Source organism: Vibrio sp. J2-4 (genome assembly GCF_021728155.1).
Lineage (GTDB): Bacteria > Pseudomonadota > Gammaproteobacteria > Enterobacterales > Vibrionaceae > Vibrio > Vibrio diabolicus.
The window spans coordinates 1-15,078 of record NZ_JAKKCN010000003.1; the positions used below are offsets into that span (position 1 = coordinate 1).

Below are 15,078 nucleotides of genomic sequence, written 5' to 3' on the forward strand. Positions count from 1 at the left end.
TGCTTGTTTGCAAGCTCTTTGCCTAAAGACCCGCACTTTTCACACTTTAATGATGAGTGTTTATTGCTATGCCCGCACCCAAAGCACTCCCATTTACTATCCATATTTCCTCTTATAGGCATAACGCCCAGTTAAGGGGTGAAGCACGCAATACCAATGTTACCGCATGGCACTTAAACACCGAAACCACCGCATACCAAAAATGCCACGCGTGCTGAATCCCTCTTGAACTGTTTGTTATGTATTTGTTTAATCCGCGTATTCTTGCTCAAAAACTATCCCGTTAAATGTATGCGTGCAACACTTACAAAAAGGTCGTAATGTCGATTCATTTACATCAGGATTAGTCACTTGCAGAATGCCTTGCTCATCGACATATAAACCACTGTAATAACTACTCTCACCAAGGCGTACATAGTCTTGAGAACGATCTTGTTCTAAGGATACTAGCCAGTATATTGGTTCGTTTTTATCGAGCCTCGAAGCCGCCTCACTAAACACCGAATCCCACTCATGTCCGACTTTAGAAAGAAGAAACTTAAACAGTGGAGTGTAATCTAAACCTCGTCTAACTCCTTTTCTCATACCAAAAGCCGTATCTTTTCCTCGACTATCACGATAATCGCCACCATGAATATGAGGAACTCTATGGGTTCTAGTATTAACCTTTCGATATAAAGGCTTCTTCTCGAATTTGTTCACTACACCCTCTCAAATACATAACGCCCAATTAAGGGGTGAGTAACGCAACACCGATGCTGCTGCAAACCGCCTTAACCACTAAAATTAACGCATAGTAAAAAATGCCACGCGTTACGAATCCCTCTTGAATTGTTTGTTAGTACGCTGCCCTTTAAGCTTTTGGTACACGCCAAGATACTGAAATATAGCACGAAACTTGTGGCTTAAAACACTGAAACCAAACGGACAACCGCCAAACTGAAAACTAACTTCAAGACGTAAGTTGGCTAGAAGAAAAACATGCCTAACTGCCCTATTTCACCGTTTTCAAATTAGCAAAGGATTCGGGCTTCGAATCTGAACAGCAGCGAAAAAGAACCTCATTTTTTACCTAAAATTTCTCAGCACCAAAGAAACCACACCAGAGAAATAGCCCGAAAGTTAGAAACCGTAAACGGTGAAATCAAAGCGAAGACTTCACATCTAGTGCCACCGGAGCGAACGTGGAAGGCACATTTGTTCAGGTGTAAAACTGGGAAAGAAACCAATAAACATCAAGACTTTTGACCTTTGATGCCTAACCAGTACTAACGCCGCGTTAAGTAGTGAGCAACGCTGCCACCGAACCTAATCCATTGCACCGTAAACACAAAACTTAATTTAAACTAAAAATGCCACGCGTTGCGAATCTGTCTTAAACGCTTTGTTAGGCTTACTTTTCCACTGAGTTTTGATGTAACGAAACTAAAAGGTCGGTAGCTGTTAGAAGAACAAGTATTTTCGTATGGGACAAAATGTATTGTTCTCGCGGCCGTTCTTCACAGTTCCAGAAGATTTGTTCATTACCGCACTTTACTGCATTCACAAATGATTTCGTTTGGTTTGCATCCATTGAGCTCAAATGAGACTCAAAAGTAAAATTTACAAACCTTATATTATGAGCCAATTTATTACGTAATTCGAAGAGCATTTGGAGAAATTTTGCCTCCAATGAACTAATACACCCTAGTTTTCTAAGTAAGGCTACTTTTCCAAACTTACTGTTACCAAAATCAATATATGACAAGCTATCTTCTAGTTCTACACACCCTAGTCTACCGACCAAGGCTTGTGTTGCAGTAGCTTCAAATAGTGCATTCAATTTGATAACAAATGACCAATCATCTTCACTGGCTAGATTCAATATAAAATTGGCGGGAACATTTAATTTAGTCTCAAGCTCTGAAATATTTTCTAGCACTGTAATTACCTCGTAAGCCTAACGCCTTGTTAAGGTGTGAGGCACGCAATACCGAAGGTTCCGCATAACACCTTAACCACTAAAACCAACGCATAATAAAAATGCCACGCGTGCCGAATCACTCTTGAACAATTTGTTATACGAATTTCTTTAGTGCCAACACTTGCTGTTCAAATAACTCACAATCTGACTTTGAGTATGACTTAGCGACATTAACCCATTGAACGCCCGTTTCATCTATGTGGCGAAACTCGACTTGAAGTGCATATTTAGAACAACGAAAAAGAGCAAAAACCAAACCTACAACCGTCAGGCTAAGAACTAAAACGAGTAGCCATTGTGGCACCTCTTCCAACCTTGGAATAACTAACCAAACTGCCCCTGAAAAAACACACACCCAGAATAAAACTTGACCTAAATTATCAAGAAAACTTAACTTTTTAACCCTAACATTGTTTATCTTAGACAAAGGATATGAGTCTTTCTTAAACCTGAACTCTTTTGAATCCAAGTTAAAATCAGTACTTTTGTACATAATTTCCCTCTATTCGTATAACGCCCTGTTAAGGTGTGAGCAACGCAATACCGATGCTGCCGCATGCCACCTTAATCACTTAAACCAACGCATGGTAAAAATGCCACGCGTTGCGAATCACTCTTAAACAGTTTGTTAGGCAACTTGCCGCTACGAATGAAGATCACTGTCGAACATTTACAATCCGGTCTATACCAGCGCTGTATTTTATAAAGCCACCCCCACCGAAGTTTTCTTTTGTTTTTGAATCAATACTATTGCTCTGCATCGTAGAGAGGAATCGAACCAAATATAGTCCAGGTGTGCTTGCTTCATAAGCATAAGAAATATCATATTTTTCATGGGGTCCAATATCAATATAAGGCAAAGTAATTTTGTTTTGTCCTTGATACCTCGAGTGACCCAGATACACAGGTTCGTTGTAAACAACTTGTCCATCTTTAAAGTTCATTTTTGTAACTAAAATAGAATTTTTATCAAGTGAAATACGAACATCTTCATTCCCTATGTTTTCTAGAGTAATTTCCATAGCTAAAACAACACCGCTCTTTGTCGTAAACTGCTTAACTGTCATCTCCGTCAGGACACTAGACATTAAACTCGTTTTTTGTTGAAGATCGATAACCTGAAGCTCAGCAATGCTTTGTTCCCGTTTAACCCAAGTACCATACACCGCCCAAGCAGCAACACAGATGGCTGCGAGAATTGAGAAAACTTCTTTCGCTATGGTAACTTTTTCAACAATCTTCATTTTGCCACCTTGGTTGCCTAACGCTTTCTATTCTGCTTTATGCCGCCTTTCATATTCCTATAATGCAACCTTTTTAATACCACATCAACGTGTAATCAATAGGTTAATGAAAGTTAACAGAGATTAGATTGCAAGGTGCCTTATAGTTTCAGAAAAATGCTGCTACCCAAACTCCTTCGGATAACTTTTGATAGGGGAAATTACCAGATTCGAAGTAAGCAAAAGTATTTTCTCTGAATCGTTTTGGGGCACAGGCTTTTCAGGAGAAAAGCCTGTATCAGCAAGCCTCAGCAGTCTGTTTGCTCTGAGAGCCTCAGAGCGTCTTCCAGTTCCACTCCAAGGTAACGAATAGTGTTATCTAGCTTCGAGTGCCCCAGTAAAATCTGTACCGCTCTGATGTTTTTTGTTTTGGCACAGATCAAGGTTGCTTTAGTACGGCGCATGGAATGAGTGCCATAGTAGTCCGCATTCAATCCAAGTTTTACTGCCCAGTTCCTGATAATCGATCGATAGAATGAGTAGCTGATAGGTTGTCCTTTTCGGCGACCACTTGGAAACAAAAAACTGCTTGCCTCTAAGGATGCCGAGTAGATCCATCGGCTAATACTTTGTTGCGTTCTCGGGGTAATCTCGTAGTGGACGTCGGTGCCAGTTTTTTGCTGGATGCATTGAACCCTTTCATAGATTACACCTTGCGAAGAAACATCATATACATGCAGCCTTAGTAAATCACTTGCCCTTAATTTGGTATCAATGGCTAAGTTCAATAGTGCAAGCTGCATTAGGTCGCTTTCAAGCTCTAGCCTAGTTCTAATTCGCCAAATTTCTTCCAACTTGAATGGTCGTTTAATGCCGCTGCATTTTCCTGAAGATAACTTCCTCATGTTGACCTCCTCTTCGATATTATTGGTCAACATAAAGTCTGGCTATAAACTGAAACTGTTCCAGCCTGATAGCCATCGATCACGCAGTCGTTCAGGGTGCTCAGAATCATCCGTGGACATTTTTGAGTTAGTGATTTTGCTAAATTAGCGAAACACGGATTAGTTTATGTATGTATGGATGGATGGGTGGGCTTCAAATGCGTGGCCAAACTCCTTTGGCCACTACAAACGGTAGGATTAGTATTCCATTAACCAACCAAGGTGTGTTAGCCCCAAGAATGGTAAGAATGCTGAAAATTGGCTCGGACATTCGTGACGTGCACCACCCAGTGGACGTTAACGATATTGCCCCTATGAAGATGACCCTGCGCTATGTGACGAAGTATTGGCGGTGATTACCAAGCTTCCTCAAAAAGTAAACGGTTATTGACTTTCATTGGCTACCAGTTCGCTAGTGGCCATCTTCACTAAACCTTTAATCGCAAGTCTCGGGTGGAAGAACATAAGTTTTGCTTGAGAACTTTAATGCAAGCTCCCGTTCAGATACACATTCAATATAGCCTTTCTCATTAAGCTCTTGCTTTGTTGATACATTCGTATGCCAACCATATGCAAAGGAAGCCAAGAATAAGCAGCTTAGAACTAGCACAACCGCTTTAGGTAACCATCTTAAGCATCGGCCAGTAATGAATACTATCAATGACAATAACGATGCAGTGATCATTGCGTAGCTAAGAGCCAGTAATGACGCGTCATTTAGTGGGCTGTATATCTTGACCACATTTGGGAGACTTTCTGAGTCGTAAAGGCCATTGGTAGAGAAAGGGACTATGAGCAATGATGATGCTATGCATGCCGCCAAAAATAGTCCAGAGCGAAAACGATTAATTTTCATCAATCAACCTCTCAATTTCTTTTTTCATTGGTTCGGTGAACTTGTATTGGTCGTCAATAGCCGAAACAACTTTACCAATACCGAAAGCAGTAAGCACAAAGAAACCCAACAATAACACTGTTGGTGGCGCTGCAAACGCTGCGGTAACTCCAACTCTAAGCCCTATCGTTATGCCTTGAGCAATCACACCAGCAACCACACCTTTTGATACATCCGATGTAAACTGTCCTACTACCTCACCTAGCGTTTTTTCATCGTGCAATATGTAATCAACTGCATTAACCGCACCACTGAATACAAGTTCTACATAGATATTGCTGCTCAAGAAACTGACATTGCCTCGAACGGTGTTTAGGGCGTGACCAATTTTAAGCATTTTAGGCGTTGCTTCCTGCCAACGGACACCTAGATCTAAATATCGAGGCTTGTAGTTCTCAACCACAATGTTCATTACACCATTGATATTGACGGCTTTGGCGGTTGCCCCAAATCCACCGAGATCTTTGGCCACGTCATAAGCGTCTTTAAGTCCCTTGCTAACGCCAGTGTAGTCCTTACCTATAGTGAGCTGTCCGTGCGTGTCTTTAATGAGCAAATCCAAATACTCGTTGGCTTCTTCAACGGTTAGTACGGCAATACTGACGTTCTCTTGTTGAGAGGTGTCCCATTGATATTCTTTAGCTTGCTTTTGTAAATCATCGTCCCATTCTTTTTCTGTTAAGCCATAAGCTTGTTGGGCAGCTTTGCGTTCAGCAAGAACGCGCTCTCTATTTTCAGCCCATCGTTTCTCATCGCTCGCGGTATATCTCAGCTCTTCCTGACGTTCTAGGCGTTGACGTACTGTACGTTCTCTTGTGGTTTTTTGTCTTTCTACTGGAGCTACAGGAGCGGATTCATATCTCATGGGGTTTAGTTTTACTAGTAAATAAAAAAGGATAATAACAATATTTTCAGTGCTTTATCATCCCCCAACAAGATACCTCGAGGAATTAACTGGTTAAATAGGCAAATTGCCAGGTCAAACAAGCATAGTGAAGGGGCAAGTTATGTTGGTTTGTATTCTATCGGATAACTTTTTGTAGGGTAAATTTACATCAGCAAGATATGAAAGAGCATTTACTCTGAATGACTTTAGGGGCACTTCTGTGCTACGAACTACCAACTGTGAAGGTTCTGAACAAAAGCGAGCTAAGTTATTTGTTGTAGCTCGCCAATATAAGATTAGTAAAAGTAAGTTAAAACCCTAGAAACAAAAATGCATGATTGGCTCCCATTCACGAGACTTGTTTCCTTAAAGCTCAATAATCTCACCTTCTCGAGCAAATTTTCTTTCAAGAAGATTTGTCTTTAGTCTGTTTACATCGGAAGTGTATATCACATGGGCAAGACTACTTTTCGCTCGCGTAGATGTAACATAGAACAACCGTTGAGTGCGATCCAAACCAGTTTCTTCACCCGCATCCTGCTTTTTCTTGCTACTTTGAGAAAGTTCCTTTACGCCAAAATACTGCTCGTAGGAAAATAAGAACCCGCCGGCTTCATCATCATCCATGATAACCATAACACGATCGAATTCGTTGCCCTTCACGCCTTGATGGGTGCGAAAGATTGAGTTCTCCTCAATGTATTCTTTATAGTTCCGAATTTGAAAGAAATCAGTCTCTAAGGCTTCAGCCCAAGCAGAAATCTCGCTGTCATCCCAATCTTCAGGTTCAACCTCCAGTATGGCTTCCGCTTGATCTAGCTTTGATTCAACCACGCGTTCTTCAGTGGTAGCTACAAAAGACTGCAATTTCGCTGGAATTCTTAGGAGGTTATGCTCAGCAAGCACTTCTAGAACTTCACGAAAGCTAACCTCAACATTTGAAATCACACATCTAAACGCATGTTCTGCTGCTCGGGCAAGCGCTAGCGGATCATCCTTGTGAGCATCAAGCACACTGGCGTCCAGAAGCGGCGACTTCGTTTCCCTTAAGATAGACATTAATTCAGCTCGGTTTTTCTTCAAACTCGCCTCAGCAATAGGAAAAACAATGCCAGAAAAAAAATTCAGCTCTGTATTTTCACCTTCAGAAATCCGATCTTTAATTTTGCCTGACTTTGAAAGCTTGTCCCAAAGAGCATCAAAGCCAAGCCGACGGCCAGCCATCTTATGTTCCAGAAGTAAGATAGCGGTTTCTTTTGATTGAATATCTATCCAGTCAGTATCACCCGTAACTTCCGCCATAGTCTCACGAATTTTCAATTCGATGTCATCTTTATCTGAAACACCTTGCTTTAATAAGAAATATCGTACGTAACCTTCTTCTGCTCCTTCTTGGGCATACTGTTTCCGTTCATCACCTGCATTACGTATTTGATTGCCTAGCCCCACGATACGTCGTGCTGACCGATGGTTCATTTCCTTATTGAAAGTGGTCCAACCGCTTGGCTTTGTGTTGCCTAGTTCAGGTTCACCCCCGCCAAAGATGCGCTGCATCGTATCTCCAAACAAGCCGATGACAACTTTATCCGATTTGTTATTTTGTAGATCAAAAAATGCACTGACTACATCTTTGTTAGTATCCTGACTTTCGTCGAGAAATATAAAAGGGAACTTATTTACTATGACTTCGGCCATCATCGGCTTATTAAGCAAAAAAGTTGAGAAAATTTTTAATACATCTGCATGCGACAGCGAATTCGGGGAGGAGTTGACTCCATTTGGGTCGTAAATAAAAGATCGTGGCTCTGCTAGCCATTCCATTTTTTTAGTCAAACGGATGATATCTCTTTTTCGAGCATCAGAAGCCTTGCCTGGTCGACCTTTCCGTTCTTTTTCTTCAAGATCTTCTAAATCAGTGGGGATTTTTTCCAAGTACCACTTGCGAATATCCTCATTGAAACCAGCAATAGCGGACCAGCAAAAACTATGAATCGTCGAAACCGCAAAGATTGGGCTTTGTTCAATCCGATCTTTAATTTCATCGGCTGCGTTGTTCGTAAAGGTCACAACAGCAATTTGCTTTCCCTTAAGAATAAAGTCATCAGAATATTGAACTTTCAGGAATTCTAGAGCCTTTTTAAGGGAGTAGGTTTTGCCTGACCCCGCCCCTGCGAAGGTGATGAAGCTTTTTCCCGAACCAATACTTAGACACTCACGGATACCTTCATCAACTTTATTATCATGATCGATAGGTTTGGTTCCAGCCAAGTAAAATTGCTCTGACATAATTTCCCCCTACGCTTTTGATGACAGCTGATCTTGCAACCACGTAAGACCATCGCTCATATATTCTGGGGGATTGAAGCTATTCGCCTCATTATCCGCGAGATGAAAGAGGCAATTGAAGGCAAAGTCACCCTTCTTTAAGCCTTGTACATAGTCAAAAAGTGACTTCGACAACGGTTCCGTGCCGTTTTCAAAATCAGTTTTCGCATCTTTGAGCTTTTTAATGTTCTGGAAATAATCATCCTCGAAATTCGCCAAAATCAACGCATCTTCAAAAGTTCGGGATAAAATCTTTTCTCCAGAAATCTGTGTTGGTTTTTGATAGGCTACATAAAGCGGTGCATCTCCACTTGTTGTAGCATGTTCCGCTTGAGGTAAGGTCACCAAGTCATCTAGCGCTTCTTTCTTTGGATGCCACTTCTTCAAGGTATCATTATTAGTTTTTTGAACTGACTTCTGTTGCGGGAAACAAGACTTCCCTTCATTATTAACAGAATCAAGATCTGTCAGAACTAGAGTTGCTACTCCAAGCTTCTCGACTAAATTTCTGTACTTGTGCGTGTGCGCACCGTTCACCTCAAGCATAGAGATGTACCGACTCGACAACTTCGGGAAGCTCTTGGAAATAAATTCCGGCACAAGAAGGCTCTCAGCCTGGCCTTCAACAAAAATAACGCCATCGGCAAAGAAGATGTCACAATGAGTGAGCTTCAAGTGTTTTCTAACAAATAAAAGCTCATCTTTTGCCTTCGCAAAAAGTTCTGACATGTTTGCAATTGATGTATGATCCATTTTGATGGACTTATTCGCATCATTTCGTCGGAAGTAACGTAAATCTTTGAAATCAATATCGTTGATAATATGACTAGAGTGGGTACTAATCACGAGCTGTGTCTGGTATTCAGACTTATCTTTTTTGGTTGCCTTGTCGCGCAAATCGGGGTGGTTCCGCAAAGTATCATAAGCTTTCGATACAAATACTCGCTGAACTTGAGCGTGAAGATTAACTTCCGGCTCTTCGAGTAAAACTAAATGGATCGGTTCTATCTGATCCTCCACTTTATCCTCAAATGAAGCCGACTTTCCTACGCGCATCCATTTGTCACGAAACTCTAGAAGCCTAAAGGTTAGATATATAAGATTTTGGTAGCCAAGGCCTAAGTAGCTTTCGGGAAGAAACTCTTCTTCATTTGTATCAAAACGATATCGGACCGATGAGGATTTTTGTAAAGCATCCGTGCCGCTAATTTTCGCGGCAATTTCAACAGTCGGATTGCCGCCGATACCGGGATATCCCATGTTCTTCAGTTCTTCGAAGGGTGCATTGAACTGATCGTTCAACCTACTTGTAAACCCCTCTTCTAGGTTTTGCTGATGCCCCAAGACTTCAAGATCTTCTGGCTCAGGAAAATCTTCGGGGTTCAAGATACGATCGTAATATCCTCGAAGGAGCTTATTGAGCCGCTGCTTTTCCGAATATGGTCCTTTTTGATCCGTGTTATCTTCATCACCTGAGCCGCGTTGCTCAGATTGCACATCGACTCTGATTAACTTTTTCAAAGCGTCAGATTTTAGGGGCTGCAAAACCTCTTTCGAAGTAGGCTCGACTCCTTTACTCAAAATGTAATGCTTTTGCTTAACGAATTTACTGAGGTTACGACCTTTCTCCAAGAAATCACATAGATCTTTGGGCCACAAACTTACCTTACCTGTATATTTGGATACAACGCCTCTCATATCAACAAACTCACGACACAGTTTGGAAATATCGGTTGCTTCGTAAGTTATGCGAACAAATAACGCACCACCACGCCACTCCAGATCTGGTAGGATGTCACGAACCTTGTATGCCTCATTCACTTCCGCAGTGATCTCTATGTCTAAACTCGGCAGTAGACTGGTAAGAACATCCGATAATTCCTGCATTTTCTCGCTAGTAGGGAATTCTTGTTCGATTTGTTTGCCTAGTTTTTGGATTTCCTTCCAATTACGCTTCGATATATCTCGAACTTTTAGATTATCTGGGCTTTTCAGGAAGGTGTGTAGCGCCCCTATACAGGACGTTTTTCCACTATTATTAGCTCCGACAAGGACAGTTGTTTTATCATCGAGCACCAAGTTGACGTCGACTAGTCTTCGGTAGTTTTTCAAAGCGAAAGAGGAGATCTTCATATAACAAAACCTAAAAACAGAGATGGGGCTTTCAAAAACATAGTCCTGTAATTCTGAACGGATAAACGTCAATGAGAGCAATAATTTACAACATATAGTTGCCTCTCCCTCCTATTCTGCTCGCCTTTAGTAAGCAACTCAACGTATATCAGAAAACTGTGTGACGGCTCTGCGTATAATGAGAATGAACAACAGCAAAACTGATTGAGTAATAGTCTATTGTTGCATTAATATTGATAAGGCAAGGTTCAATTAACAAAATGTGAAAGAGCCTTTACTCTAACAAGAAAAGGGGCAAAACTGTGCCAGAGCCAGCAGTGCTCTAGACATTTTTCGACTAGCGCTTTTGCTAAATTGGTAGGAACGGATGAGGAGAGGTATAGCTCAAGTGGCATTTTTAGTATGCTCTCCAAACTGAAGCACAAAAACTTTGCACAGAAGACTGGTCAATTCAAATTGTTTAGGGGTATTCAATTATTTGATGCCACTCTCTGATCATCTTGGTGTTATACAATAAAATGTAGCACAACAAGGTGAATAAATTATTGGAAATCAGATGGCTAAAGTCGAAATGCAGTTATTGCTGTACCAATTCTTGCAGAAGCATCAAACAGAGAGTTCAACTTTCACCAAAGAAGAGCTTATCGCGCATGTAGGCTGGAAGCCAAGTACATTCAAATCTTACTACGGGAAGGGTCAGATAACTCAATTCTTAGCAGAGATTGGAGTTAATACATACGAAGCAATCAATGTACTAGATGTAAGTTTTATCGAGTTCAAAAAGCGTTTATCTCAGAGTAAGCACTATCAAGAGCTAGGTCATAAATGTAAATCTAACTTAGCTAAAGCCCTGCTCAAAAAGTCCAAAGATAACATGATGCTTGCATTAGAGCTTTACAACAGACCGTCACTTGAAAACAAGTTAGATGGATTTGTAATGATGTACTCAACTGCTTGGGAGCAGCTTCTGAAAGCAATAATCATTGAGCGAGATGGTGAAGAAGCGGTATTCGAGAAAGCGAATAAGCAAGGCGTAAAGAAAACAATATCTTTGAGGCAATGCTTGGATAAATTGTTCAAAGAAAATGACAATGTAAGAAAGAATATCTCTCGTATCGCTGATTGGCGTGATGGTGCTGTTCATCTACTTATGCCTGAGCTTCAAGGGTTGGCTTCTCGCATATTCCAATCTGGTGTGCTGAATTATTCATCTAAGTTTCAGGAGTTTGCAGAGGTACCATTTATGCGCTCTCAGCATGCTGGAATGATATCACTAGTTGGTGATTTTAAGATGCCACCAGAGCCAGTGTTGCGATCATTGTATGGTAAGGCAGCGGAAGATATGCTCGAACTAGCTAAAACGGTGCAAGATGAAATCGAGAAAGAAGATGATATTGAGTTCGCTATACCGATTAACGTATCACTTGTGTATGCTCGTGATGAGAAAGACAGTCAGATAATACTTGCTGCGGCTAACGGTAAAGCTCAGGACTTGGAGCAGTTGAAAAAGGCTCTTGTAGTTGAGAAGCAAGTAGATCCAGAGAAAACTCATACTTTCACTCAAAAGACTGCTATTGATGCTATTAATAAGACCCTTCATGCTAACTACGATATGGCAAAACTAGAAAAATGCTTAGTAGCTCGAGACAAAAAGGGAAAGCCAACAATAAACAGTCATTGCTTCCAAGCGGCAGTCTCAAAGCTGAACTGGAAAGCAACTTGTAACAAGCACCACCACTATCAAAAGATATCTAACACACATATTTATTCCCAAGATGCGGTTGATGAGCTCGTTAGGCAAATTACGACGAAGGATAATTTTATCAAGCAAGCAAAATCTCAAGCTAAGAAGAAAAGAAATAAACAGGCTGCTCTTGCTTAATATTTTCGATATGGCTCTTTTTGATATTGGCTAGGAGCCAGTTATTAATCTCCCTCTAATTTTAGGCCGACTACTTACATTAGAAAAAGTAACCCGACTAAGTGTCACGCAATTTGACATTGGCGTTAGTGCTAACAACGAATGGGGCACTTTTACGCTAGAAAGTACTACTATGAAGGTTCTGGACAGATTAGTGTCAGCCCAAATAAGCGGATGCAAACTGTCGAGGATTTCTGGGTTGTTGCAAATGCGCTTAGGAAGCTAAACTAACGGTAATTAGCCTAACGATCGTTAGCTTAACCGTGTGCCGCATATTTGTTAAGCCTATCTGGGATAATCTATGTTACCCCGGCATTACAACAGCGAGCAGTACGTTCGCAGTACCGAATGTTATGGATGCTATACCTTTTAGCAAGCTATAGAGTTTTTCAGAAAAGCTCCTGCACACGGTCGGTAATCTCTGAGTGTACTGTTAGTGTGCGATTTTTTCAAAGTACTTAGATTCGACATAAATTCATCTATACCCGCCTCAAGATTTTGACCACCAATGGAGCGCCAATAGTTCTGTGATTCACGCATTTTCCTAAGTAATTCTGAGTGGATTTGCTCGAAATCATCAATAATGGCCGTGGAGCCGACTGGAGACCACCGTTCCAATTGGTGTAGCTTTCCATATTCGTGAATGTGCATTCGTATTGTGAACTTACTAATTGCTTGCTGGCTTTGCTTTTTTGAACAATAGGACAGAAACTGGTCTATTGTGGTGTTGGATTCTTTACAGGCGTCCACCATTCCTTCGAAGTCTGCAACACTTGCTATAAATACATTCTCTAATGCAAGACAATCTCCCAGTGCTTCGGTAAGAGCTGCTGAATGCTCCTCTCCGAGATAGTCAGTAAGGTGTTTACCGTCAATGATGTAGAAGTCTTGATGTGTTGTAATCAGGGCATAGCGTTTTTCGATAGCAGCAAGATTAGGGTAGGCATTTTGCTCCAATATACTTGCACATTCGCTGGCCTGCTTTAGCCCCTTCAGAATGTGGCCAGCCAGCTTGTCTTTGAATACCTTCGGATTGCTGGTCAAGAGTAGCATCTGGTGAGGTTCTACGCCCTTAGCATCAATGAACACGTTGGTTTCGTTGTCTGCGATGAGAAAGTCTACCTTCTTAGCCTCAACAGCATACTGTTTGTATAGAGCTGCTAGATTGGACTCAGGGGTGTAAGCTATCCCTTTTAGATCTAATACAAGCGCTAGGTAGCACTCGAATGCTTTGGTGAACTTATCCCTAAAACGGTCACGTTCTGTCTCACTGGCTTTGAATGACCTAAGAACGTACTCACTGATGCCTATTGATGCAATATAGCTGTGAGGGGTGCTGATGCCGTTAGGGGCGTTAATCAGTGGCCTAACAAGCAGGTTTGGTTCTGCAAAAAACTCTGATGGTTTGAGTTTTCCAATTTTTTCTCTGCGCTCCTCTGCTGACACCTTCATACCATATAGATTGCTTCCTACGCTCACCAGAAACTTCTGAATAGTCTTTTGGCTGTAGGCGGGGCAGAGAAAGCGAACAATCTCATGATATGGTATGAATGTTCCCTTTTCTGCGTTTCTCATAAGGCGCGTGATAAAATGGACATTACTGTGATTCTTAGCTCAGCAGCCCATTCAGGCATGCTACCGCCCTCACGTTCGCAAAGCTCCGTGCCCCTTATCTACCCAGCATAGCTGTATACATTTCTGAGTTAGACTCATTGCTCGATATAGAAAAAATAGATTAGCAAAAGTATTGGTAACGCCCGGCTCAGGCGCAACCAGCCAGAGCGGGATTTGTGCCAAAATTGGCGCTCGCGCCATAGGCATAAATGACGCGGCCGCTTGGAGCCGTTTGTTAGAAAACACTTACTCCACGAACTCTATTTAGCATGACTTCATATATTTCCATAAGCCGCCGACAAGCAAATGTCGCTGAATTATGATCACTAGTGAACGAAGGTCGATCTTTATCTAAATTTATCTCAATACCATCTACGACTATAGCCTGTGGCTTTCCTTTATGGATTCCTAGGTTATGCACTGTGTTTCTTTGGCTTCTGTAGTAATCCAAGAACTCTCTCGCCTTTATTCGCTCCTCTTTATCCATTTCACATTTAGAAAGAACATAGCTTATCTTTTCAGCGCTGGAGATGTGAAAATTAACGCCTTTTATTTTTTCGAGCGTGAGATTCTTTTTGTTAAGGTCACTTTCTGAGTTATATCTTTCTATCAACTTAACGAGTTCTTTTTCTTTTTTATTACTTCTTGGTGAAACAGAGATTAACTCCACATAAAGCTCGTCAACGTGATACTCAAAGGCGGAGAATGTGTTAACTTTAAAATCAAGAAAGTTAGAGCCAATAATAAAATCCGTTCTATTTGAAAAAAGAACAAAAAAATCTTTTTTGCCCACTCTAACTTTTTAAAATCCTCATCCTTATAAAACTCACCAATGAGCTCATCTCTGAGTTCATTTATTGGACCTCTTTCATGAAGTGAGGCAGAGATTTCGTCATTAATAAAATAGACAAGCAACAAGTCTATTTGATTAGAAATTGAAGTGAAAAAATTACTATACCCCTGCCCCTCAACTAAGCCCTGTCTGTATGAAAAAAATCTCCTTTAATCAGAGCCTCTCCCTTCAAAACAAGAAGATTATAAATTCTTTCTTTGATATTGGTATCAAACGAATTTACTTTTTCGTACACGGATCCTCCTTGTTTTCTAACGCTAAGCACATGCGCCCGTGACCGCTGATGGCAAATTGACCACTATAAACACAACTGCCGATTCA

General features: G+C 41.2%; 12 protein-coding genes. 2 read left to right on the plus strand and 10 right to left on the minus strand.

The window, feature by feature from the left end:
* Nucleotides 1–249: 249 nt before the first annotated feature.
* The 5 genes from L3V32_RS10240 to L3V32_RS10275 all read right to left on the minus strand — a co-directional run bounded on the left by L3V32_RS10240 (nucleotide 250) and on the right by L3V32_RS10275 (nucleotide 4,091).
* Nucleotides 250–585 (minus strand): hypothetical protein, encoded by a 336-nt coding sequence (locus L3V32_RS10240; protein ID WP_237284227.1) that lies wholly within the window; start codon nucleotides 583–585, stop codon nucleotides 250–252.
* An 808-nt stretch (nucleotides 586–1,393) separates the two neighbouring features.
* The gene (locus tag L3V32_RS10250; protein WP_237284228.1) at nucleotides 1,394–1,921 is read right to left on the minus strand and encodes a hypothetical protein; all 528 of its coding nucleotides are present in this window, start codon (nucleotides 1,919–1,921) and stop codon (nucleotides 1,394–1,396) included.
* Between the two features lie 136 nt (nucleotides 1,922–2,057).
* Nucleotides 2,058–2,456 (minus strand): DUF6232 family protein, encoded by a 399-nt coding sequence (locus L3V32_RS10260; RefSeq protein WP_017058505.1) that lies wholly within the window; start codon nucleotides 2,454–2,456, stop codon nucleotides 2,058–2,060.
* Nucleotides 2,457–2,619: 163 nt separating this feature from the next.
* On the minus strand, nucleotides 2,620–3,207 hold the full coding sequence (locus L3V32_RS10270) for a hypothetical protein (protein ID WP_029817027.1): 588 nt from the start codon (nucleotides 3,205–3,207) through the stop codon (nucleotides 2,620–2,622).
* Nucleotides 3,208–3,494: 287 nt separating this feature from the next.
* On the minus strand, nucleotides 3,495–4,091 hold the full coding sequence (locus L3V32_RS10275; RefSeq protein WP_237284229.1) for a tyrosine-type recombinase/integrase: 597 nt from the start codon (nucleotides 4,089–4,091) through the stop codon (nucleotides 3,495–3,497).
* 197 nt (nucleotides 4,092–4,288) lie between these two features.
* Between L3V32_RS10275 and L3V32_RS10280 the strand changes: the two genes are divergently transcribed.
* The gene (locus L3V32_RS10280) at nucleotides 4,289–4,486 is read left to right on the plus strand and encodes a hypothetical protein (RefSeq protein WP_237284230.1); all 198 of its coding nucleotides are present in this window, start codon (nucleotides 4,289–4,291) and stop codon (nucleotides 4,484–4,486) included.
* 489 nt (nucleotides 4,487–4,975) lie between these two features.
* Here L3V32_RS10280 and L3V32_RS10285 read toward each other — a convergent pair whose 3' ends face one another.
* The 3 genes from L3V32_RS10285 to L3V32_RS10295 form a co-directional block, all read right to left on the minus strand.
* Nucleotides 4,976–5,890, minus strand: a complete 915-nt coding sequence (locus tag L3V32_RS10285; RefSeq protein WP_237284231.1) for a hypothetical protein — start codon at nucleotides 5,888–5,890, stop codon at nucleotides 4,976–4,978.
* Between the two features lie 387 nt (nucleotides 5,891–6,277).
* Nucleotides 6,278–8,197 carry a UvrD-helicase domain-containing protein gene (locus L3V32_RS10290; protein ID WP_237284232.1) on the minus strand — a complete coding sequence of 640 codons (1,920 nt, stop codon included), beginning with the start codon at nucleotides 8,195–8,197 and terminating at the stop codon, nucleotides 6,278–6,280.
* A gap of 9 nt (nucleotides 8,198–8,206) precedes the next feature.
* Complete coding sequence (locus L3V32_RS10295) at nucleotides 8,207–10,369, minus strand: AAA family ATPase (protein WP_237284233.1); 2,163 nt, start codon at nucleotides 10,367–10,369, stop codon at nucleotides 8,207–8,209.
* A 556-nt stretch (nucleotides 10,370–10,925) separates the two neighbouring features.
* Between L3V32_RS10295 and L3V32_RS10300 the strand changes: the two genes are divergently transcribed.
* Entirely contained in the window at nucleotides 10,926–12,251 is a 1,326-nt protein-coding gene (locus tag L3V32_RS10300) for a DUF3644 domain-containing protein (RefSeq protein ID WP_140090674.1), read from the plus strand.
* A gap of 408 nt (nucleotides 12,252–12,659) precedes the next feature.
* On the opposite strand, the gene L3V32_RS10305 is transcribed toward L3V32_RS10300, so the two are convergent.
* Both L3V32_RS10305 and L3V32_RS10310 read right to left on the minus strand, forming a co-directional pair.
* Nucleotides 12,660–13,865: a hypothetical protein gene (locus L3V32_RS10305; RefSeq protein WP_237284234.1), complete on the minus strand. Its 1,206-nt coding sequence runs from the start codon at nucleotides 13,863–13,865 to the stop codon at nucleotides 12,660–12,662.
* A gap of 274 nt (nucleotides 13,866–14,139) precedes the next feature.
* The gene (locus tag L3V32_RS10310) at nucleotides 14,140–14,697 is read right to left on the minus strand and encodes a hypothetical protein (RefSeq protein WP_237284235.1); all 558 of its coding nucleotides are present in this window, start codon (nucleotides 14,695–14,697) and stop codon (nucleotides 14,140–14,142) included.
* Nucleotides 14,698–15,078: the final 381 nt, after the last annotated feature.